18 protein-coding genes are annotated in these 19,740 nt (G+C 65.8%); 11 read left to right on the top strand and 7 right to left on the bottom strand.

Annotation, left to right across the window (positions count from 1 at the left end; translation table 11 throughout):
- Window positions 1–89: 89 nt before the first annotated feature.
- On the bottom strand, window positions 90–1,181 hold the full coding sequence (tsaD, locus tag ACRY_RS03080) for a tRNA (adenosine(37)-N6)-threonylcarbamoyltransferase complex transferase subunit TsaD (protein ID WP_011941299.1): 1,092 nt from the start codon (window positions 1,179–1,181) through the stop codon (window positions 90–92).
- Between the two features lie 23 nt (window positions 1,182–1,204).
- On the opposite strand from tsaD, the gene hemC reads away from it, so the two are divergent.
- The 4 genes from hemC to ACRY_RS03060 are packed head-to-tail and all read left to right on the top strand — an operon-like array spanning window position 1,205 to window position 5,046.
- On the top strand, window positions 1,205–2,206 hold the full coding sequence (gene hemC / locus ACRY_RS03075; protein ID WP_011941298.1) for a hydroxymethylbilane synthase: 1,002 nt from the start codon (window positions 1,205–1,207) through the stop codon (window positions 2,204–2,206).
- On the top strand, window positions 2,199–2,912 hold the full coding sequence (locus tag ACRY_RS03070) for a uroporphyrinogen-III synthase (RefSeq protein ID WP_011941297.1): 714 nt from the start codon (window positions 2,199–2,201) through the stop codon (window positions 2,910–2,912). The genes hemC and ACRY_RS03070 overlap by 8 nt, the downstream gene beginning before the upstream one ends.
- On the top strand, window positions 2,909–3,862 hold the full coding sequence (locus ACRY_RS03065; RefSeq protein WP_007424612.1) for a COG4223 family protein: 954 nt from the start codon (window positions 2,909–2,911) through the stop codon (window positions 3,860–3,862). The genes ACRY_RS03070 and ACRY_RS03065 overlap by 4 nt, the downstream gene beginning before the upstream one ends.
- Complete coding sequence (locus tag ACRY_RS03060) at window positions 3,862–5,046, top strand: heme biosynthesis HemY N-terminal domain-containing protein (RefSeq protein ID WP_007424611.1); 1,185 nt, start codon at window positions 3,862–3,864, stop codon at window positions 5,044–5,046. The genes ACRY_RS03065 and ACRY_RS03060 overlap by 1 nt, the downstream gene beginning before the upstream one ends.
- On the opposite strand, the gene ACRY_RS03055 is transcribed toward ACRY_RS03060, so the two are convergent.
- The 3 genes from ACRY_RS03055 to ACRY_RS03045 form a co-directional block, all read right to left on the bottom strand.
- Window positions 5,006–6,187 carry an acyltransferase family protein gene (locus tag ACRY_RS03055; RefSeq protein ID WP_011941296.1) on the bottom strand — a complete coding sequence of 394 codons (1,182 nt, stop codon included), beginning with the start codon at window positions 6,185–6,187 and terminating at the stop codon, window positions 5,006–5,008. The two genes, ACRY_RS03060 and ACRY_RS03055, sit on opposite strands and share 41 nt — an antisense overlap.
- Before the next feature lie 43 nt (window positions 6,188–6,230).
- Window positions 6,231–6,485, bottom strand: coding sequence for a GlsB/YeaQ/YmgE family stress response membrane protein (locus ACRY_RS03050; RefSeq protein ID WP_007424610.1), 255 nt, complete (start codon window positions 6,483–6,485; stop codon window positions 6,231–6,233).
- 69 nt (window positions 6,486–6,554) lie between these two features.
- On the bottom strand, window positions 6,555–7,547 hold the full coding sequence (locus tag ACRY_RS03045) for a lysylphosphatidylglycerol synthase domain-containing protein (RefSeq protein ID WP_007424609.1): 993 nt from the start codon (window positions 7,545–7,547) through the stop codon (window positions 6,555–6,557).
- A 213-nt stretch (window positions 7,548–7,760) separates the two neighbouring features.
- On the opposite strand from ACRY_RS03045, the gene hpnA reads away from it, so the two are divergent.
- Genes hpnA through hpnE form a run of 5 tightly spaced genes read left to right on the top strand, consistent with a single transcriptional unit; the run spans window position 7,761 to window position 12,895 of the window.
- Window positions 7,761–8,837, top strand: a complete 1,077-nt coding sequence (hpnA, locus tag ACRY_RS03040; RefSeq protein WP_050751129.1) for a hopanoid-associated sugar epimerase — start codon at window positions 7,761–7,763, stop codon at window positions 8,835–8,837.
- Window positions 8,834–9,961 carry a glycosyltransferase gene (locus tag ACRY_RS03035; RefSeq protein ID WP_011941293.1) on the top strand — a complete coding sequence of 376 codons (1,128 nt, stop codon included), beginning with the start codon at window positions 8,834–8,836 and terminating at the stop codon, window positions 9,959–9,961. Before hpnA ends, ACRY_RS03035 begins: the two co-directional genes overlap by 4 nt.
- Entirely contained in the window at window positions 9,958–10,794 is an 837-nt protein-coding gene (hpnC, locus tag ACRY_RS03030) for a squalene synthase HpnC (RefSeq protein ID WP_007424606.1), read from the top strand. Before ACRY_RS03035 ends, hpnC begins: the two co-directional genes overlap by 4 nt.
- The gene (gene hpnD, locus ACRY_RS03025) at window positions 10,794–11,666 is read left to right on the top strand and encodes a presqualene diphosphate synthase HpnD (protein WP_011941292.1); all 873 of its coding nucleotides are present in this window, start codon (window positions 10,794–10,796) and stop codon (window positions 11,664–11,666) included. The genes hpnC and hpnD overlap by 1 nt, the downstream gene beginning before the upstream one ends.
- A complete protein-coding gene (gene hpnE / locus ACRY_RS03020) occupies window positions 11,663–12,895 on the top strand; it encodes a hydroxysqualene dehydroxylase HpnE (RefSeq protein ID WP_011941291.1) in 1,233 nt (410 codons plus the stop codon). The genes hpnD and hpnE overlap by 4 nt, the downstream gene beginning before the upstream one ends.
- Before the next feature lie 355 nt (window positions 12,896–13,250).
- Here the strand turns inward: hpnE and ACRY_RS03015 are convergent, their stop codons facing one another.
- Entirely contained in the window at window positions 13,251–14,498 is a 1,248-nt protein-coding gene (locus ACRY_RS03015) for an ROK family transcriptional regulator (RefSeq protein ID WP_035186559.1), read from the bottom strand.
- Window positions 14,499–14,901: 403 nt separating this feature from the next.
- On the opposite strand from ACRY_RS03015, the gene ACRY_RS03005 reads away from it, so the two are divergent.
- Both ACRY_RS03005 and ACRY_RS03000 read left to right on the top strand, forming a co-directional pair.
- Window positions 14,902–16,155, top strand: a complete 1,254-nt coding sequence (locus tag ACRY_RS03005; protein WP_011930454.1) for an ISL3 family transposase — start codon at window positions 14,902–14,904, stop codon at window positions 16,153–16,155.
- A gap of 283 nt (window positions 16,156–16,438) precedes the next feature.
- Complete coding sequence (locus ACRY_RS03000) at window positions 16,439–17,890, top strand: hypothetical protein (protein WP_011941289.1); 1,452 nt, start codon at window positions 16,439–16,441, stop codon at window positions 17,888–17,890.
- A 93-nt stretch (window positions 17,891–17,983) separates the two neighbouring features.
- On the opposite strand, the gene ACRY_RS02995 is transcribed toward ACRY_RS03000, so the two are convergent.
- Together ACRY_RS02995 and ACRY_RS20125 are read right to left on the bottom strand one after the other, a co-directional pair.
- The gene (locus ACRY_RS02995; RefSeq protein WP_007421308.1) at window positions 17,984–18,745 is read right to left on the bottom strand and encodes a flagellar hook assembly protein FlgD; all 762 of its coding nucleotides are present in this window, start codon (window positions 18,743–18,745) and stop codon (window positions 17,984–17,986) included.
- Window positions 18,746–18,793: 48 nt separating this feature from the next.
- The gene (locus ACRY_RS20125) at window positions 18,794–19,333 is read right to left on the bottom strand and encodes a flagellar hook-length control protein FliK (RefSeq protein WP_231295322.1); all 540 of its coding nucleotides are present in this window, start codon (window positions 19,331–19,333) and stop codon (window positions 18,794–18,796) included.
- Between the last annotated feature and the right edge of the window lie 407 nt (window positions 19,334–19,740).

Raw genomic sequence — 19,740 nt, 5'->3', positions numbered from 1 at the left:
AGCGCCATCAGTCTGAAAGAGCGAGTATCCTGATCCGGTCAGATGAGGTCATTCGATCGGATTATGTACTAGCGTGGCACGAAACCCGCTCAGCCTGCAATCTGCATGTTCCGCACATGCTCCAGCGGCCAGCGCGGCCGGCAGCGCACGCCGAGCGGATCGGCGGCGTCGCCAGCGCGCAGGCGCTCGATCGCCGCCCAGGCGACCATGACCGCATTGTCGGTGCAGAGGCGGAGCGGCGGTGCGGCGAGGGGAAGGCCTGCGCCGGCAGCAATATCGGCCAGCGCGGCGCGCACCGCCTTGTTGGCGGCGACCCCGCCGGCGACGACCACCGCTGTCGCGCCGGGCAGCATCGCCAGGGCATGGCGCAGCCGATCGGCCAGGGCCGCGACCACCGCGCTCTGGAAGGCGAAGGCGAGATCGGCTGCGAAATCGCGCGGCAGACCGCCTTCCGGCTGCCGGGCGACAAGTTGAGCAACGGCGGTCTTCAGGCCGGAGAAGGAAAAGTCGCAGCCGGGCCGGCCAAGCATCGGCCGCGGCAGGTCGAATCGGCCGCCCTGCCCTTCGGCGGCAAGACGCTCCAGCGCCGGACCGCCGGGATAGGGCAGGCCAAGCAGTTTCGCGACCTTGTCGAAGGCCTCGCCGGCCGCATCGTCCAGCGTGGTGCCAAGCCGGCGATAGCGTCCGACCCCCTCCACCGCGATGAGCGCCGTGTGCCCGCCGGAGACAAGCAGCAACAGATAGGGGAAGTTCGGCGGGTTGCCGCCGGTGTCCGGCAGACGCGCGGTGAGCGCATGGGCTTCGAGATGGTTGATCGCGATGAATGGCACGTCGGCTGCTAGCGCCATCCCTCTGGCCGTATTGGCGCCGACAATAAGGCCGCCGATCAGGCCTGGGCCGGCCGTGGCGGCAATCGCGACAAGGCCGGACGGCGTAGTGCCGGCCGCCGCCAGCGCGCGGTGGATCATGTCCGGCAGCAATGCGAGATGGGTGCGCGCGGCAATTTCCGGCACCACGCCGCCGAAGGGCGCGTGGTCGGCGATCTGGCTGGCGACGAACTCGGCACGGATCCGCCCCGCGCCGTCGAGCACGGCGCAGGCTGTTTCGTCGCACGAACTCTCGATACCGAGGATCAGCGAGTCGTGGCCCAACGCGTCGCCGCTTGCGGCTTTTCTTTCCATCGCGATCCTTTTAAGCAGTGAAGATGCACCAGGAAAGCTCGTCGGGCAGCAAAGTCGCCCCCCATTCCGGCCGCCGGCTGCCGCTACGAGTCGGCACCCGCGGGTCGCCGCTAGCCCTCCGGCAGACCGACATGTTCCTCGCGGCGCTGCGCGAGATCTGCCCGGCCCTCGGTTTCGCGCCGGATGCCTTCGCGCCCGAGATCATCAGCACGACCGGTGACCGGGTGACCGACCGCCCCCTCGCCGAAATCGGCGGCAAGGGGCTGTTCGCCAAGGAAATCCATGAGGCGCTGCTCGACGGGCGGATCGACTTCGCAGTGCACAGCCTCAAGGATCTCGAGACCGCATTGCCGGACGGCATCATCCTCGCCTGCACGATGAAGCGCGAGGACGCCCGCGACGCGCTGATCCTTGCCGACGGGCTCGGGCCGGTGAACGACGGCGATATCTGGTCGAGCCTGCCGAAGGGCGCGCGGGTCGGCACCTCGTCGGTGCGGCGGCAGGCGCAACTGCTGCATGCCCGGCCCGACCTACAGATCGGCCTGCTGCGCGGCAATGTCCGCACCAGGCTGGATGCGGCACGCATTGGCACGTTCGATGCAACCTTGCTCGCTCTCGCCGGGCTGCGGCGGCTTGGATTCGAGGAGGAGGTGGCCGCAGCCATCGACCCGGAAGCGATGGTGCCAGCCGCCTGCCAGGGGATTGTCGGGATTACCGTGCGGGCGGCAGACAGCCGGCTCGCCGAACTGCTCGCGGCGATCGAGAATCACGAGGCGAAGGCAGTCTCCAAGGCAGAGCGGGCATTGCTCGCTGCGCTTGACGGTTCCTGCCGCACGCCGATCGGCGGACATGCACGGCTGCTGCCGGATGGCAATCTGCACCTGACAGGGCTCACAGCGCGTCCGGATGGCAGTTTCCTGCTGAAGCGCAGCGAGGTGGCGAACGCCGCCGATGCGGTGCGACTGGGGGCGGAACTCGGTGCCTCGCTGCGGCGCGACAGCCCGGCCGACATCTTTCTTGACTGACCCCGGTGCGACAGAGCCGCTCACCGTCCTGGTGACGCGCCCCGAACCGGGCGGCAGCGCCACCGCCGCCGCCCTCCGCGCGGCAGGATATGTGCCGGTTCTCGCACCCTGTCTTGAGATCGAACCATTGCCGGGGGCTTTGCCAACGCTGGTGGATGGAATCGTGATCGCCAGCACCCAGGCGCTGCCCGGCCTGCCACCGGCACTGCGGGCCGTGCCGCTGTTCGCGGTGGGTGATGCCACCGCCGCCCGCGCGCGGGCAGCCGGGTTCATCGACGTCGCGAGCGCCGCCGGAACGGCACGGGAACTGGCGGCGCTGTTGGGTGAGCGGCTCGATCCCGGCGCACGGCTGCTGCTGGCCTGTGGTGCGGGGCACAGTATGGATCTCGCTGCTGATCTTCGCGGCCGCGGCTTCCGGGTGACACGTCGGGTGGTATACCGCTCGCGCCCGGCCCGGCAGCTCGACGCGGCAGCCCAGGCGGCGCTGGAGGCAGGCGAAATCGACCGGGTGATGGTATTCTCACCAGCCAGTGCGCGGCGTTTCGTGACCCTCATCACTGAGGCGGGGCTCGACGGGGCGCTGGCCGGGGCGATTGCCGTGGCAATCAGCCCGGCGGCTGCGGCCCCGCTCACGCGCCTGCCCTTCCGCGACATCCGCAGCGCGGTTTCGCCCGATCAGGATCACATGATAACGATACTGGCATGACCGAGCACGACCCGAACCAGACCCCGACCGCTCCCTCCGCCACCGGCGAACCGGCGCTAGCCGCCGCGCCAGAGCCTCAGGCTGCCGACCCCGCGACCGCACAGGCCGCGACGGACGTGCCCCGGCACAGGCGCACGGCGCTCGGCCTCGTGACCGTCGCCATTCTCGCGCTTGCTGTCGGCGAGGTCTTTCTGCTTCGCGCCCAGTTCGACGCGGCGGGGCAGTCAGCCCGGATCGCGCAGCTGTCAACCCGGATCGGCGCGCTGCGAAATCGGGTGGCATCGCTGGAGCAGAAACTGACCACTGTTGCCGCGGAGGCGAAAAAGCCAGTGCCCGCCGAACCGGCGCCCGCCCTGCCCGCCGATCTCGCAGCGCGGATCGGCAAGATCGAGTCCAGCATCGCGGCGCTGTCGACCACCACCCTCGCCGATCACGCCGCGGTGACGCGGCTGCGGCAGCAGAGCGGCGACCTGCCCGCACTCGCGGCAAAGGCGAAGACCCTGGCTCTGATCGCGCAGGCGAGCCTGAATCTGCAGAACGGACTGCCGCTCGGCAATATTCCCGGCGCACCGGCTGCCCTCGCCGCCTACGCCACCGCAAAGCCACCGACGCTTGCCGGGCTGAAGGCAAGCTTCCCGACCTATGCGGAAGCCGCCACACACGCTGCCGGTGACGCCGCGCCGCAAGGCGGGTTCTGGCAGAGGACGAAAGCGCGGGTGGAAAGCCTCGTCACCGTGCGGCATGGCGACAAGGTCCTGATCGGCAGCCTGGCCGAGGGCATTCTCGGCAAGGCGCAGGCCGCGCTTGGACGGGATGATCTGAAGGCAACCCTCGCTGTCCTCGCGAAACTTCCGCCGGACGCAGCCACGGCAATGAAGCCTTGGACCGAAAAAGCCAGCGGGCTTCTTGCGGCGCGAACGGCGCTTGCCGGAATGGCGGAGAAGGCCTGATGCTGCGCGCCTTCCGCTTCGCCCTCGTCGCGATCACCCTGCTGGGCATCGCCTGGTTTCTTGCCGGCCTGCAAGGGCATGTGACTGTCGAGATCGGGACCTATGCCGCCACCGCATCGACGCCGGTGGCTATCCTGCTGCTGGTTCTGCTGATTGTTGTCGTTGTCCTGGTACTTGGCTTGCTGCGCGGGGCACTCAGCCTGCCCAGGCGGATATCGGTGAGGCGCGGCCGCGCGCGGCGTGATGCCGCCGATTCCGCCGCGCTGCGCGCGCTTTCGGCGCTCGCAGCGGGCGACACCGAAGCTGCCGCCGGCCATGCGCGAACCGCACGGCGGCATGCACCAGAGGCGCCGCTCACGCTTTATGTGAGCGCCGAAACGGCGCGACAGGCGGGCGACGCTGCGGGGGCCGAGGCGCTGTTCTCCAACCTGGCGAAACATGGCGATGCCGGATTCCTCGGTTGGCGCGGCCTGCTGACCGCACGCCCACTGCCCCAGGATGACCCAGACAGGCTGGCGCGCTCGGCAGAACAGGCCCGCCAGGCGGCGGCATCTTATCCTAATTCGGCGTGGTTGCGCGAGCAGCGGGTGCGGATCGCGCTGGGACAGGGACGGTTCAGCGAGGCGGCGCGGCTGGCGACCGATCCGGCGGCGCGCGCGGCGCTGGCTATCATGGCCTCACGCGAGGTGGCTGGCGAACCGCTGGCGATCGACTGGGCGCGGGACGCCGTGCGCTTGGCACCGGGCCTGCCGGAAGCGCATCTCGCACTTTTCGAGGCGCGTGCGAAGGCTGGCCAGGCCTGGCGGGCAAAGCGGGCGCTGAAGCGGGGCTGGCGGATCGCGCCGCATCCCGACCTTGCCGATGCCTGGCTGGCGGCGCTGACATCGCCGCTGGAACGGGCGACGGCAGCGGCCAAACTCGCCGAACTCAACCCCGGGCATCCGGAGAGCGAGGCGTTACTGGCGCGCACGGCCCGCGCTGCGAACCTGGTCGGCGAGGCCGAACGGCACGAACGGCACGGCGGCGGCAAAGGCGTATGGGTCTGCGCGACCTGCGACACCGAACACGAGGCGTGGCAGCCGACCTGCCGCAAATGTGGGGCAATCGGTTCGCTCGGCTGGTTGCGCCGGACGAATCCCGAGTCTACGCCCCGCCTGTTGCCGGCACCGCAACCGGCGGCCTGACAATCCGCCGGCGGCGCAGGAACCGGCGCTCGATGCCGTAGTGCAGCATAGCGGCCAGGATGATCGACCCAGCCACCGTCGCCCCGCCCCAGCAGAGCCCGAACAGGAGGGGGCTGCCGGATAGAATCGGGCCAAGCGCCAAGGCGAGCGCGCGGCCGACAGGTTCGTTCACCAGATAGAGTGGATAGGAAATCAGCCCAAGCCAAAGCACGGGCGGCGATCCGAGACATCGCGCCAGTAGCCTGAACGGCCGCCATGCGGGTACGCGCTGGGCGGCAACCGCAATCGCCCAGGCAAGAGGCGGCAAGAGCTTGGCAAGCCGCCCCCAACCCGCGCCGTGACTGGCGCCGAGTGCCATCGTCATGATGAGCATGATCACGAACAACCTCCACGCCCCTACCCGATCGCCGGACCAGAACCGCGAGGCAGCGACGCCGAGCGCGAAATAGGCGGCTTCGTTCGGCAGAAAGGCCCTGCTGAACCGCCAGGGAGCCGGGATACAGGCGGCATAGATCCGGGCAAGAACGGCCAGTCCGATGAGAGCCAGCGAAAGACGCACAAGGGTGCCATCGCGACCATCGCACCGGAGAGCGACAAGCGCGATTACCGCATAGAACTGCCATTCGGTCGAAAGGCTCCAGGCCGGGCCGAGGAGGGCGAAGGGGCCGTCCGGCAGCAAGCGGTGCGGCAACGCCCCGTGCAGGAAGACCAGATGAGCCAGTATCTCGAAGACAGGGTGCTGCGGCGGGCCAGCCGGCCAGATATCGGCCGCCGGGTCGCCGGGCGCGAGCCATGGCATGGTTGCGAAAGGCGAGCCCCCCTTGAGCATCAACAGAGTCGAGCCGACCAGTACAATCATATAGACGGGCAGAAGCCGGCGTGCGCGGGCGACGAGGAACGATCCCGGGCGGCGACCGAACCGGGTCATGGACTGCACGATCACCAGCCCGGACAGGGCAAAGAACAGGTCGACCGCAGCGAGACCGTGGCTCACAAGCCCTTGCGCAGCCCACATGGCCAGCGGCGGCAATGGCAGGAACGGTACCAGATGGCCGACCAGCACATATATCGCGAGAACGCCGCGCAATCCGTCAAGCCGGATCAGCCGGCCTATTGCAGAACCTTCCTCCCGCGCCACCATGGCGCGGAGAATATCACAACTTCAAATTGTATTGAACAGAATATTACAATCGGCGACGACCGAGCAGGGCATGATAGGCAACGAGTATGATCACCGCGCCGACGACCGAGACGAACAGGCTGTAGAGAAAGCCGCCACCGGGCGCGAAGCCAAGCGCAAGGAAAATCTGGCCGCCGACTAGCGCGCCGACGATGCCGAGTACGATATCGAGGATCGGTCCCTTGCCGCCGTTATCGACGATCTGGCTGGCGATCCAGCCCGCGATCAGGCCAAGAATGATAAAACCTATCAGGTGCATTCCCCGAATCCCTCTTTCGTTCGTGAGACAAGAGATGGGGGACCGCCTCAGTGCGGACAAGGCCGCCTGTCAGCCCAGGTCGCCGGAGACGGGCTGAAGCCGGCGCGCCTCGATGCCCTGCCAGGCAAGCAGGACGGGTACAGCGATCAGAAGGTCGCGCGCGCGCCGCAGCAGCGAGACCGAAAGCGCAATGTCGGGCGGAATGCCGAATACGGCGCCGAGCAATGTATAGGCCGCCTCCTGCACGCCGAGTCGGCCGGGAACGAAGAAGCCGGTGGACAGGATCGCGTGCAGAAGTGCCTCGATCGCCAGGGCATCGCGGAGCGAGATATTCTGGCCCAGCGCGCGAAAGGCGACGAAGGAGGCGACGCCGGTGCCGAACCAGCACAGAAGGTGCATCGCGCCGGCGGCGATGAGCCGCCCGCGGCGGGCATAGATCGTATCGAGCGCGGATTGCAGGCGCTGGATCCCGATCGAGGCGGCATCGGCCGATTGCCCGGCGATCCGCATCGCCAGCCCACTGAAAAGGCGGCTCATCCCCTTCTGCATCAGCAGGAAGGACAGGCCGGCGACCAGCGCCATGGCGAGGCCGATGCTCATCGGCAGCACCAGAGCGCTGTCCGGCACCAAGGCTACCAGCAGAATCACGCCGATGCCGACGAAGACGAGTTCGGCAAGGAATTCGAGAGTTACGTCGGCCAGCGTCGAGGCCGCCGCGTCGGCGAAGGCGACCCCACCCAGGGCGATGGCCCGGCCGCCGATCACGAACCCGCCGACATGCGAGAAGGGCAGAAATTCGCCGGCCGAGTCGCGCACCATCCGGCCCCAGTAGAGCAGGAGGAAGCTTCCGCCATAGCGGCGGCGCAGCAAAAGCCGCCAGGCCAACGCGAGTCCGGCGATGATCACCATCTGCACGCCGAGATAGGCGATGAAGCCGGGCAGGCTGATCCGTTCGAGCGCGCGAATCACATCGCCCCAGCCGAGCCATGCGATCGTGCCGGTGAAGAGGAGGAGTCCGACCAGCGCGAACACGGCCGGCCAGATGCCGAGACGGCGGATCACGACACGGCGCTCAGCAAGGAGAGACGGGCAGGATAAGATCCCAACACTTGATTTCACTCACTCCGCAAGCCGGAAAAAGGGCGCGGCCTGACACCACTGGTTCGCCCTTAGCAGATCGCGCGGGTCCGGGGTATTGCCATCGCCGGGGGGCCTGCACTTTGCCTCGGCGCCGGCAATCAAGTATGCCCTCGGCAGGATTTTTCCATGGCAGGCATGAGCAGCGATTCTTCTTCTCCGCTCGAGACGGTTGCGCGCCCCATCGCCGACGACCGGCCGGTTCTTGTCACCGGCGCGACCGGCTTCGTCGGCGCCGCCGTGGCCCGAGCGCTGGTCCGGCACGGTTTCAGGCTGCGGCTGATGCACCGCGCTTCGAGCGACATGCGCAATCTCGCGCAACTGCCCGGCGAGCGGGTGGTCGGTGACCTCACCGATCCAAACTCGTTGGCGCAAGCGGTCGAGGGCTGCGCGCACATCTTTCACGTGGCCGCCGATTATCGTCTCTACGTGCCCGATCCGACGGCGATGCGGGCGGTGAATATCGACGGCACCATTGCCCTGTTCCGCGCGGCACAGGCGGACGGGGCGTGCCGGATGGTCTATACCAGCAGCGTCGCCGCTCTCGGCCTGACTCACGATGGCAGCCCGGCCGACGAGGCGACGCCGCATGCGGCGGAGGATCATGTCGGCCCCTACAAGCGGTCGAAATACGAGGCCGAGTTGGCGGTGAAGAAGCTTGTCGCCGAGGGGTTGGATATCGTCATCGTCAATCCGGCCGCCCCGGTTGGACCAGGCGACATCAAGCCGACGCCGACCGGCCGCATGGTGCTGGACGCCGCTCGCGGCCATATGCCAGCCTATGTCGAGACCGGCATGAACATCGTGCATGTGGATGACGTCGCCGAGGGTCATGTGCTTGCTCTGACGCGGGGACGGCGCGGCGAGAGCTATATTCTCGGTGGCGAGAATCTCATGCTCTCCGAAATCGGGCGAATGATCACACGGCTGGCCGGCAAGCCGCCGCCACGGGTAAAATTGCCGATCGGCCCGCTGATGCCGGTTGCGGCGCTCATGGAAGCCTGGGCGCGGATCTCGGGCCATGAGCCGCTGATGACGCGCGACATGCTGACCATGGCGCGAAAGCGGATGTTCTATTCTTCGGAGAAGGCCGTTCGGGAACTCGGCTATCATGCCCGCCCGGCAGAGGAAGCGATGCGCGATGCGCTCGCCGATTTCTGCCGCCGCGGCCTACTGCCGAGCCTCGCCTTCGAGCCGGATGGAGCGACCGCATGACCCTGCTTGCCCTGCTCGCGCTGCTGGCTTGGATCTACCTATATCTGCTGCACGGCCAGTTCTGGCAGAGCGGCCCGGAACTCGCCCCGGCGCGGCCGGCAACCGCGGTTCCGGTAGACATCATCGTGCCGGCGCGCGACGAGGCGGAAACGATCGGGGCGGTCGTGCAATCGCTGCTGGCTCAGGATTATGCCGGGCCGTTCCGGGTGATCCTGGTCGACGATGGCAGTACGGATCGTACAGGCGACATCGCGATCCGGGCGGCGAACGGCGATCCGCGCTTTGCCCTGCTGCGCGGCGGCGAAAAGCCAGCCGGCTGGTCGGGCAAACTCTGGGCATTGGAGCAGGGAGTGGCGCACGGCGCGGCGCCAGTGCTGCTGTTCACCGATGCCGATATTGTTCACGATCCGCGGCATCTGGCGACGCTGGCCGCGAGGTTGGTGACACCGGAGCGCGGCGCGCGGCTCGACATGGTTTCGGAAATGGTGCGTCTGAACTGCGAAAGCGCCGCCGAACGCGCGCTGGTGCCGGCTTTCGTCTACTTCTTCCAGATGCTCTACCCGTTCGCCCGCGTGAACGATCCGCTCGACGGCACCGCCGCCGCGGCCGGCGGCACGGTGCTGATCCGGCGCGAGGCGCTGGAGCGGGCTGGCGGGCTCGCGGCGATGCACGGCGCGCTGATCGACGACGTCACGCTGGCCGGCCGGGTCAAGCGCGGCGGCGCCGTGTTCCTCGGGCATTCCGGCCTCGCTCGCTCGATCCGCCCCTATCCGCGGCTTGCCGACATCAGGGCGATGATCTCGCGCACTGCCTTTACCCAGCTGCATTATTCCGGGCTGCTGCTCGCGCTCACGCTGGCTGGGCTGGCGGTCGTCTGGCTGGTGCCGCCGCTTGCCCTCGTTTTCGGGCATGAAGTCGCGGCCTTGTGCGGGCTGATTGCCTCGCTGCTCGCGGTGCTGAGCTATCAGCCGACGCTGCGGCGCTACGGACGCGGCTGGTATTGGGGGCTGGCACTACCGCTGATCGCGCTTGTCTATATGGAGGCGACGTTGGCCTCCGCACTGCGCTATTGGCGTGGCACGGGGGCTGCCTGGAAAAGCCGCGATTATGGAGCCGACGCATGAGTGCCGCCGCGAGCATCGAACACGCTTCTGGCAAGGACCGCGGTGACGAGAATTTCCCGGTCGGCTCTTGGCTGATTCGCGCCGGGCTGCGCCGGCACGTGCATGCCTATTACGCGTTCGCGCGCAATGCCGACGACATCGCCGATCATCCCGATCTTGCTCCGGCGGAAAAGATCGCCCGCCTCGATGCAATGGAAGCGGTGCTGGACGGCGACGATCCGACGCGTTCGCCTTCGGCGGCACGGCTTCGCGAGAGCCTGGCGGAGACCAACGTCGATCCGGTCCATGCGCGCGAATTGCTCGTTGCCTTCCGGCAGGATGCGACCAAGACACGCTATGCGAGTTGGGACGAGTTGATGCGCTATTGTCGCTATTCGGCGGCGCCGGTCGGACGTTACGTGCTCGATCTGCACGGCGAGAGCCGCCAGAGTTGGCCTGCCTCCGACGCGCTGTGCGCCAGCCTGCAGGTGCTCAACCACCTTCAGGATTGCGCGAAGGATTTCGACACCCTCGACCGGTCCTACATCCCCGGTGACTGGTTGCAGGCGGTCGGGCTCGGGCCGGACGCCGTCACCGCGAAGGCGACTCCCCCGGCACTGCGCTCGGTGTTCGATGCGATGCTGAAAAGGACGGCGGAGTTAAACGCGAAGGCGGCGCGTCTTCCGGGATTCGTGGTCGCCCGCGGGTTGCGGGTGGAGACGGCGATCATCGTTGGCCTCGCCCGCCGGCTGCACCGCCGCCTACTGCGGGAGGATCCGCTGGCCGGGCGCGTGAAGCTGCGCCGTAACGACGCCATCAGCGCCGTACTCGCCGGCCTTCCACGCCTGCTCTGATGTTCATTCCCGCCAACGCCGCGCGCTTCGCCGATGACGCCGCAACCGTCGCCGCCGCGACGCGCGCCGCCGGCACGTCCTTCTATCGCGGCATGAGTGTTCTCCCTGCGCCGCGCCGCACCGCGATGTATGCAATCTACACGTTCTGCCGGATCGTGGACGATATCGCCGACGAAGAGGCGCCGCTTGCGGCGAAGCGCGAAGGGCTCGATGCCTGGCGCCGGCGGATCGACGCGCTGCCCGAAGGCGGTGATGACCCGGTCACCCGCCTGCTGCGCGATGCCTCGCTGCGCTACGCGTTGCGGCGGGAGGATTTCCACGCGATCATCGACGGGATGGAGATGGATGCCGGCGCGCCGATCATCGCGCCGGACATGGCCACGCTCGATCTTTATTGCGACCGTGTGGCCTCGGCAGTGGGCCGGCTGTCGATCCGGGTGTTCGGCGAGGTTTCGGCACAGGGCGACAGGGTGGCACATCATCTCGGCCGGGCGTTGCAACTCACCAACATCCTGCGCGATGTCGGCGAGGATGCGGCGCGGGGGCGAATATATCTCCCGCGCGAGGCGCTGGAGGCTGCCGATGCTGCTGCCAATCCGGCAACGCTGCTGGCCGATCCGGGACTGAAGCGGGCAATGGCCGAGATCGCCGGGCTGGCCGAGCAACATTTCGCTGAGGCCGCTGCCGCGATGCGCGGCTGCGACCGCCGCGCCGTGCTGCCGGCACGAATGATGGCGGATGCCTATCGGCCGTTGCTGGGGGTGATGCGCGCGGCGGGTTTCGCCCATCCCGAGCGCCGGCTCAGCCTGCCAGCCTGGCGCAAGCTGCGCCTTGCCGCCGAGCTTCTCATCCGGACTGACCGGCACCGATGACCCGCGTCCATGTGATCGGCGCCGGCATGGCCGGGCTGTCCGCGGCGACAACCCTCGCCGCGCGGGGGTGCCGGGTGGTGCTGTACGAGGCGGCGAAATGGGCCGGTGGGCGCTGCCGCTCCTATCACGACGCCGCACTTGGCTGCCGCATCGACAATGGCAACCACCTTCTGCTGTCGGGCAACCGCAGCACGATGGCCTATCTGCGGCGGATCGGCGCCGAGGAAACACTGACCGGGCCGAGCCGCCCGCTTTTTCCGTTCATCGACCTTATTTCCGGCGATGCCTGGACGCTGCGGCTCAACCGCGGCAGGCTGCCTTGGTGGGTGCTGCGCCGGGATTGGCGCGTGCCTGGCACTGACGCGCTGGACTATCTCGCGCTGCGCCGGCTCGAACGCGCGGCGGTAACAGACACAGTGGCCGGGATGCTTGGCGGATTGGGCACGTTGTATGATCGGCTGCTCGAACCGCTGGCGATCGCGGCGCTCAACACGAAACCGGAGACGGCCTCCGCTGCGCCGCTGGCCGCGGTTGTCCGGGAAAGCCTCGCGCGCGGAGGCGCCGCGACCATACCGCGTATGCCGAAGATCGGGCTTTCGGAGAGCCTTGTCGATCCCGCCCTCGCCTTTCTGCGCGCAAGCGGGGCCGAATTGCGCTTCGGTGCGCGGATCGCCGGACTGACGATGACCGATGCGCGGGTGACCGGCCTGGTCGGCCCCAATGTCGATGAGATCGTCGGGTCCGACGAACGGGTCATCTTGGCCACTCCACCCTGGGTCGCGGCCGAACTGCTGCCCGGCCTCACCGTGCCCGACGCTCACGAGGCGATCATCAACCTGCATTTCCGTGCCGGCATCGATCCGGGGCCGGCCGGCTTCTACGGCCTGATCGGCGGTACCGCCGAATGGGTGTTCGAGAAACCCGAAGTGGTTTCCGTGACCATCAGCGCGGCGAATGACCGTCTCGAGCAGGAGACCGATCGCCTTGCCGCCGAAGTGTGGTCCGATCTGCGCCGTGGTTTCGGTCTGCCACGCGCCATGCCTCCGTGGCGCGTTGTGAAGGAGAAGCGTGCAACCTTCGCTGCGACACCGGAACAGCTTGCGCGCCGACCGGGCTCAAGCACCCGGCTCGTCAACCTGCGCCTCGCCGGGGACTATACCGCGACCGGCCTGCCCTCGACCATTGAAGGGGCGATCCGATCAGGCGAATCTGCAGCGCAGCATATCTGACGCCATAACTTTCGACATCGCCGAAACTCGAAACCAGATTGCCCGTTGACCTCTTCCACGCATTGGGCCAACGCCTCATTTCTGGAGGAAAATCAGACATCTGGAACAATCTCGATGCCTTCTTGCAACCTTCAAATTTCCTGCCGCCAGGTTTGGCAAATCTGCAACACTCTTCATTAGTTGCTCGCCAGCCGACGCAATTCTGTTATTTACACTTGACCCACCTGCCTGCACCCGGAAAAACTGCCCAAAATATGTAAGAGTCATGCGGCGCTCGGCTCGGGTGCCGTCAACTGGGAGGCAACTGAACGGCGACATGCTGGGTTTTTGCGTGGCCGGAGAGTCGATCGGGATTTCAGGGCGAAGGCGTGGGGCGCGCGCGATCGAGGCGAACCGGCGGATCATCGAGAAATTGCTGGAGCGCGAGGGCTATGCCGCCCATCGCCGCCGCACTGCCGCTCATCTCGGAGACGACGATCTCGACATCTCTATAGATCGCCGCAAGCGCATTGGCTTCCAGCGTCTCCATCGCCGCGGGCAGCAGGAACGGCGCGAGCTGCGCGAGGCTGCCGCCGAGTACGATACGGCGCGGACTGATAATGTTGATCAGGTTCGCCAGGGCGAGCCCGAGATGACGCCCGGCCTCGGCGAGCACGGCGCGTGCCACGGGGTCGCCAGCCTCGCAGGCCTTGCGAACGGAAGCGACATCTCTCGCCCCGTGGCCTCGGGCGGCGAGATCGCTCAGGATTGCCTTTTCGGATACATAGGCTTCGAAGCAGCCCTGACCACCGCAACCACAGGCACGTCCGCCGGGCACAATCTTCATGTGGCCGATTTCGCCAGCCAGTCCATGAGGGCCGCGGTAAAGCTCACCCATCAAATAGAGCCCGCCGCCGATGCCCGAACGACCCATCACGTAAACGAAATCGGCTATGTCGCGGCTTGCTCCGAAGAGGTGCTCCGCCAAGGCTGCCGCCTTCACGTCGTTCTCGACACGGACCGGCACCTTCAGTTTCTGGGCGAGATTTTCGGCGACATCGAGATCACGCCACCCGATATTGGGCGCGAAGACGATACGCCCGCCGGTCGAGACGAGCGCCGGCATGGCGACTCCCGCGGCAAGAAGCGTGGCACGCGTGGCGCGCAACGAGCGCAAGGCCGCGGTAACGCCGCTGCGGGCGGCGGCGATTGCAGCCTCTGGCGCCGTGCTGCCGGGCACCGCGAGATCGGCGCAGGCGGTACCGTCGATGGTCGAGATCACGATGCGGATGGCGTCCGGTTCGACGCTGATACCCGCGAGATATCCGGCTCGCGGATCAAGGCTCAGCGCCGTGGTTGGCCGCCCGGCTCGGCCGGTCGGCGCATCAGTGTCGCGCCGAACAATGCCGCCCGATTCAAGATTGTTGATGATGATCGAAATGGTCGCAGGATCGATACCGGAAATCTGCGAAAGCTTCTGCTGCGAGATGCCTGGATTCTGGCGGATCATGTGGAACAGCCGCGCCGAATTGATGCGCCGCACCAAGGCAGAATTCACGCGCGCGCGGGTCATCCGCGCCCCCTCGCCGGCCGAATCATCGCGCCGTCCGAGCCGCGACGCCACCGATATGAATCTTTCTTGACATTGAAAACGCTCCTCTCTAGTGGTTTCTTAAAGAGTAAAAATAAGCCTCCTCGACGCCGCGAGTGGAACTTCGGCGGTTCCTGAAAGTGGCGTGACCACCACCGCAGGTAGCAGCCCTGCCACGCTGGGGCCAGTTTCTTGGTTCGGCTGGAGTGCCGTTTCTTCGTCCCGGCCTGATCGTGCGCGGGGCGTCGTGCACAGCCGCGGTCAAGAATGGCCGCAGGCCATCGCGTAGCGACGCGCAGCGTTCTTGACGGCGGCGAGCACGGCGCCAGTCTTGAGGCAGACGGGCCGAGCAGCCGCATCCCGCAGTCCGATCGCGCATTGGCGCGGCATGCGGTGCCAGCCCGCACGGGACACTCTGATTGCGCGGAGCACCGCCATGGCAAGCAGCGACATCTTCACCCTCGGCCTCGGACTGACCCCACCCTGGCGCGTGGTCGACCAGCGGTTGGAAACCGACTACCAGCCGCATGAGTTGCATCTGGCCGTCGCCGCCGACCCAGGCGCCCGCTTCCCCTGCCCAACCTGCGGCCGGCTGTGCAAACCGCACGACTGGAAGGAACTGAGCTGGCGGCACCTCAACTTCTTTCAGCACGCCTGCATCATCGAGGCCCGTGTGCCACGCACCGACTGTCCGGAGCACGGCGTACTCCGCATTGCTGTGCCTTGGGCACGTCCCGACAGCGGCTTCACGCTGTTGTTCGAGCAGGCCGCGCTGGCTCTGATGCGCGAGATGCCGGTTGCCGCTGCCGCGCGCATCATCGGCGTCACCGACCAGCGGCTGTGGCGCATTCTGCGGTACTATGTCGGCCGGGCGATCGAGCGGCTCGATCTCAGCGGGGTCGAGGCGATCGCACTCGACGAAACCGCGGCCAAGCGAGGCCACAGCTACGTCACCGTGTTCATTGACCTCGATGCGGCCGAGCGCCCGGTGCTGTTCGTCACCCCCGGAAAGGGTAAGGAATGCATGACCGCCTTCCGGGCCTTCCTGGCGGAGCACGGCGGCGAGGCCCGCCGCATCGCCGAGGTGGTGTGTGACATGTCGGCGGCCTTCCTTGCTGCTGCGGCGGAGAGCTTCCCGCAGGCCTCGGTCACCGTGGACTGGTTCCACGTCGTGCAGATCTTCACCACCGCGGTCGAGCAGGTGCGGCGCGCCGAGGCGCATCAGCACAACCTGCCCAAGGGGGTACGCTGGGCCACGTTGAAGCGACCGGAAAACCTGACCATGGCCCAGCGGCAGGCGCTCGACCAGTTGGAGAACAGCGGCTTCGCCACAGCCGAAGCCTATCGCGCCAAGGAGATGCTGCGCTGGGTTCGCCTGGCCGCAACGCCACAGGCCGCGCGCTGGCGGCTGACCAACTTCCTCAACCACGTCACCGCCCGGCTGGACGATCCCGACCACCTGCTCGATCCTGTTCGACAGGCCGTCGATACCGTACGGCGCAATGCCAAGCGGATCATTCGACGCTGGAAGTCAGGCCATTCCAATGCCCGCCTCGAAGCGCTCAATGGGCTGTTCCAGGCAGCCCGCGCTCGCGCCCGAGGCTATCGCAACACCGCTACCTTCGCGTGCATCATCTACCTGCTCGGCGCGCCCATCAACGCCATGCTCGACGTCTTCCATTCCACTTGAGACGTCGAAGAGCCAAAAATAATTCGTGCAAGCGAGCTCGGGGCAGCGCGGCACAGAAATCAAACGGGGACGGAACAATGCCGACGTCGGCGACTGAAGCACATCATCCAGTTTGCACAATTTCGCGCGCGACGCAGTTTCCGCGCGTCTTCCACGTGGCGTGGCCCGGCGCGGTCAATGCCCCCGTCTACCCGTTGCAGATGGCGAAGCAGCGGGCAGGATCTGCGCGCAAGGCGCGGATTTCGCCAGCAAAAAAGTCTTTCAACATGGAGGTTCAACCATAATGCGAAACATTAGCAACCAGGCGGGCGACGTCCCGGCCCGGTCTGCGACGCGGAAGCTGCGCCGCGCAGCATGCGCCGCAGGCGTGATCAGCCTTTTCGGCCTCGCACCGCTCGCGCACGCGCAGAGCCTGGGCGACGCACTGCGGCAGACCACCTTCCAGGGCATGATCGGGGCGATTCACTTCGATTATGCAAATAATGGTCACACTTCGAAGAGCACTCACTCCTTCGCGATCGGCGGGCATCTGATTGCCCACACCGGATCGTTCAACGGGTTCAGTGTTGGCCTTGGCGGTTACACGGCGCAGTCGCTCGGCCTCTACAGCAAGAACGACACACACTACGACAGCGAACTGACCGGTTCGTATTTTGGCATCCAGTCGTTCCGGCAGGCTTATCTGCAGTATCAGACGCCGAAAGTGGAAATCCGTTTCGGCCGTCAGCTGATCCAGACGCCCTACGCCAATCAGGACTACTACACGTTCAACCCGCGCGCCTTCATGGGCGTTGCCGGTGTTGTGAACGTGCTTGGCAATGGCTCCGACAAGGTCGATGCGGGCGCGCTGAGTCTCGAAGATAATCCCGCTGCGTTCAGCGTCTTCATGACCCGGATGTTTGATTACGAAAGCCGCTACAGCAGCTCATTTACTGCAGCCAACCGCTACTCCGGCACGAAGCCGACCAACGGCTTTATCGCCATCGGCGCCCGGTATCACGGCGACGTCGGCTCTATGCAGTTGACCGCGCAGGCCTGGTATTATGATTTCTATCAGTACGCGCAGATGGTTTATGGCCAACTCGACGTAGTGCAACCCTTGAGCAATGGCCAGGCCATCTTCGGCGCAGTCCAGGCCCTGACGGAAGGCAATTCCGCTGGAAATTCTAACAATATCGCCGCTCTGACGAATAATAATGTTGGTAGCGTCAATGCACATGTCTATGGTGCAAAATTAGGATATTCCTTCGGCGATGGTAGCATTGCGCTGGTTGGCGACTACGCGCCGACCGAGTACAATTCGTTCCACCATGGCGGTGTTGTGCACCCGTACAACGATAATACCGGCACTTCCTTTACAGATACCATGCAAACCGGCATCGCGAATCTGGGGCCAGGCTATGCATATGGTGTGACGACGAGCTACGCTTTCCTCAACAAGAAGCTGAAGGTTGACGTCTCGTACATTCGCTACCTTGCACGCTATGGGTTCGGCGGCGACTCCAGAAACTATACGTATGGTGGCGCTTACGGTTTCTCGAGCACGAACTATATTCCGAACCAGCAACTTTGGGCACTTGATGCTAGCGCATCGTATGATCTCTCATCGGTGCTGAAAGGGCTCTCGGTCGCCGAGGATACCGATATAGCGCAAGCAGAAAACCGGGCTGGCTACACGCAATACAATCATAATCCCTATTTCAGCAGCCGCTTCTATCTCGAATATAACTTCTGAGACAGTCGGCCACTAAAAATGCGCGCCCTGGCATCGTTCCCGGGCGCGCTTCTTTTTGTGCGTCGATCCTCAGCCGTAAGCGCCGGCCGACCGTTACTTTGTGACGTTGGTAACCGCGGTGAAAGGTACCGAAACGCCGCCCATCTGGAGAGAGACGCTGTTCGACCCGCTGGTGACACCGGTCGCGGTTCCGGTGACCGTGAACGGCAGGGTCGTCGTGCTGCCATTCGCGCCTCCTTCGACCACCGCAACCTTGTAGGCACCGTCCGGCACCGTAGTGCCGCTTGCATCCTTGCCATTCCAGGTCCAGGAATTGCTGCCGGCTGTCGCGTTCATCGACGTATCGAGAATCTGTTGCCCCGCACCGTTATACACCGCGATGGCGACCGGCCCCGAAGTCGGCGCGGTGAAATTGAGCGTCCCGGTTCCGTTCTGCAGCGGCAACTGGCTCGATGTAGCGGTCACCTTGCTTCCCAGCATCGAACTCGCCTGGGTCAGGTCGCCGGCCTGGGTCAGCTGCAATAGCTGGGTCAGGCTCTGGTTCGTGCTGATCTGCTGTTCGACCTGAGAGAACTGTACGAGTTCCGAGGTGAACTGGCTTGAACTCATCGGACTGGTTGGATCCTGGTTCTGCAACTGGGTCGTGAGCATGGTCAGGAAGTCATTGTAGTTCGACGACAGGGCGCCGAGCGCGCTCGTCGTGGAATTGCCACTCGTGCCGGATGTGCTGCTCGTGCCAGACGCACCACTCGTACCGCTTGATGACGTCGACGAGCCGATGCCTGCAGCGGCGGCATTCGCGGCTGCCGTGAGCTGACTCTGCTGATAGGCAACTGATGCGACGCTGCTGGTCATGAAGATCTCCTTTTGGATTGAATTCGGCGCTGCAAATGAAGATTTGGGTCAGGCCACGACGTTCACGCCGAAGCGACGCAACGTCACGGCCGGAACGGATGATACCGTGTCCACGGCTGGTGCAATGCCAGCTGCGGCAGCGGGACTCCGTACGTAGACGGGCAACCGGCCACTTCCCTCGCTACCCGATGAACCACCGTTAGGCCCGCCTCCGGCAAGGGAGAAGCCGCCACCAAATCCGTTCGCACCGGCGCCAACGCTAGCCTGATGCGAACCAGAAGCGTCTGCGTGCGGCGCAATCAGGTCGAACGTAACTGTTCGATGGGTGTCCGGCAGACCGGCCTGCGTCAGGACCTGATTTAGAGTATTTCGATCGTTCTGCAGTTGCTGGAGGGTGTCAGCATGCGATGCGCCGATCGCAACAGTCAAACTCCCATCAGCATGGCGGTCGATCTGAAGCGTTACGGTTCCGATGGCAGGGGGCGCCAAAGCGATGGTGAGACGTGTGCCTGGCGTCGCGCTTGAGCTGCCCTGAGGCGGCTGGATCTGGCTGACGCCGACCAACGCGGCCGCGATCTGTCCCGACACGGAATTCGAAGAGGCGCTACTGGCCGCACCATTCGTCTCCCCTCCCCCTGGAAGTGCCGGAACTGCAGATGACGAGATACTCACCACTGGAGCCGGTCCTGCCGACGACATTGCCGGTTGAACCTGTCTTGCAACCGTCGAATTGGCTGATGTCGCAGATATCCGTGTCTCGGCACTCGCATGAGCGGTCGCGGATGATGACGGACCGGCAGCAGCCGTGTGGTGGGCCTGCCCGCCTGCCGCCGATTGGAGACGGCCGATGGCCTCACGGGCCAGGGAGTCGATTGTTGAATGGGGGACGCCCGAGGTCGTGCTTCCTGAAGATGCCGCCAGTTGAGACGACGACCCGGTAGTGGCTGACCCGGGCGAGCCTGCGGAACCCTCAACAGGGACCGACTGTGCCTTGG

Source organism: Acidiphilium cryptum JF-5, from assembly GCF_000016725.1.
Lineage (GTDB): Bacteria > Pseudomonadota > Alphaproteobacteria > Acetobacterales > Acetobacteraceae > Acidiphilium > Acidiphilium multivorum.
This window is presented reverse-complemented; position numbering and strand designations above follow the sequence as displayed.

Coding starts and splice junctions, on each gene's coding strand:
- ACRY_RS03000 (WP_011941289.1), top strand. CDS start 16,439: ATGCGAAACATTAGCAACCAGGCGGGCGACGTCCCGGCCCGGTCTGCG.
- hpnE (WP_011941291.1), top strand. CDS start 11,663: ATGACCCGCGTCCATGTGATCGGCGCCGGCATGGCCGGGCTGTCCGCG.
- hemC (WP_011941298.1), top strand. CDS start 1,205: ATGCACCAGGAAAGCTCGTCGGGCAGCAAAGTCGCCCCCCATTCCGGC.
- ACRY_RS03005 (WP_011930454.1), top strand. CDS start 14,902: ATGGCAAGCAGCGACATCTTCACCCTCGGCCTCGGACTGACCCCACCC.
- ACRY_RS03065 (WP_007424612.1), top strand. CDS start 2,909: ATGACCGAGCACGACCCGAACCAGACCCCGACCGCTCCCTCCGCCACC.
- ACRY_RS03035 (WP_011941293.1), top strand. CDS start 8,834: ATGACCCTGCTTGCCCTGCTCGCGCTGCTGGCTTGGATCTACCTATAT.
- hpnA (WP_050751129.1), top strand. CDS start 7,761: ATGAGCAGCGATTCTTCTTCTCCGCTCGAGACGGTTGCGCGCCCCATC.
- ACRY_RS03060 (WP_007424611.1), top strand. CDS start 3,862: ATGCTGCGCGCCTTCCGCTTCGCCCTCGTCGCGATCACCCTGCTGGGC.
- hpnC (WP_007424606.1), top strand. CDS start 9,958: ATGAGTGCCGCCGCGAGCATCGAACACGCTTCTGGCAAGGACCGCGGT.
- hpnD (WP_011941292.1), top strand. CDS start 10,794: ATGTTCATTCCCGCCAACGCCGCGCGCTTCGCCGATGACGCCGCAACC.
- ACRY_RS03050 (WP_007424610.1), bottom strand. CDS start 6,485: ATGCACCTGATAGGTTTTATCATTCTTGGCCTGATCGCGGGCTGGATC.
- ACRY_RS02995 (WP_007421308.1), bottom strand. CDS start 18,745: ATGACCAGCAGCGTCGCATCAGTTGCCTATCAGCAGAGTCAGCTCACG.
- ACRY_RS03055 (WP_011941296.1), bottom strand. CDS start 6,187: ATGGTGGCGCGGGAGGAAGGTTCTGCAATAGGCCGGCTGATCCGGCTT.
- tsaD (WP_011941299.1), bottom strand. CDS start 1,181: ATGGAAAGAAAAGCCGCAAGCGGCGACGCGTTGGGCCACGACTCGCTG.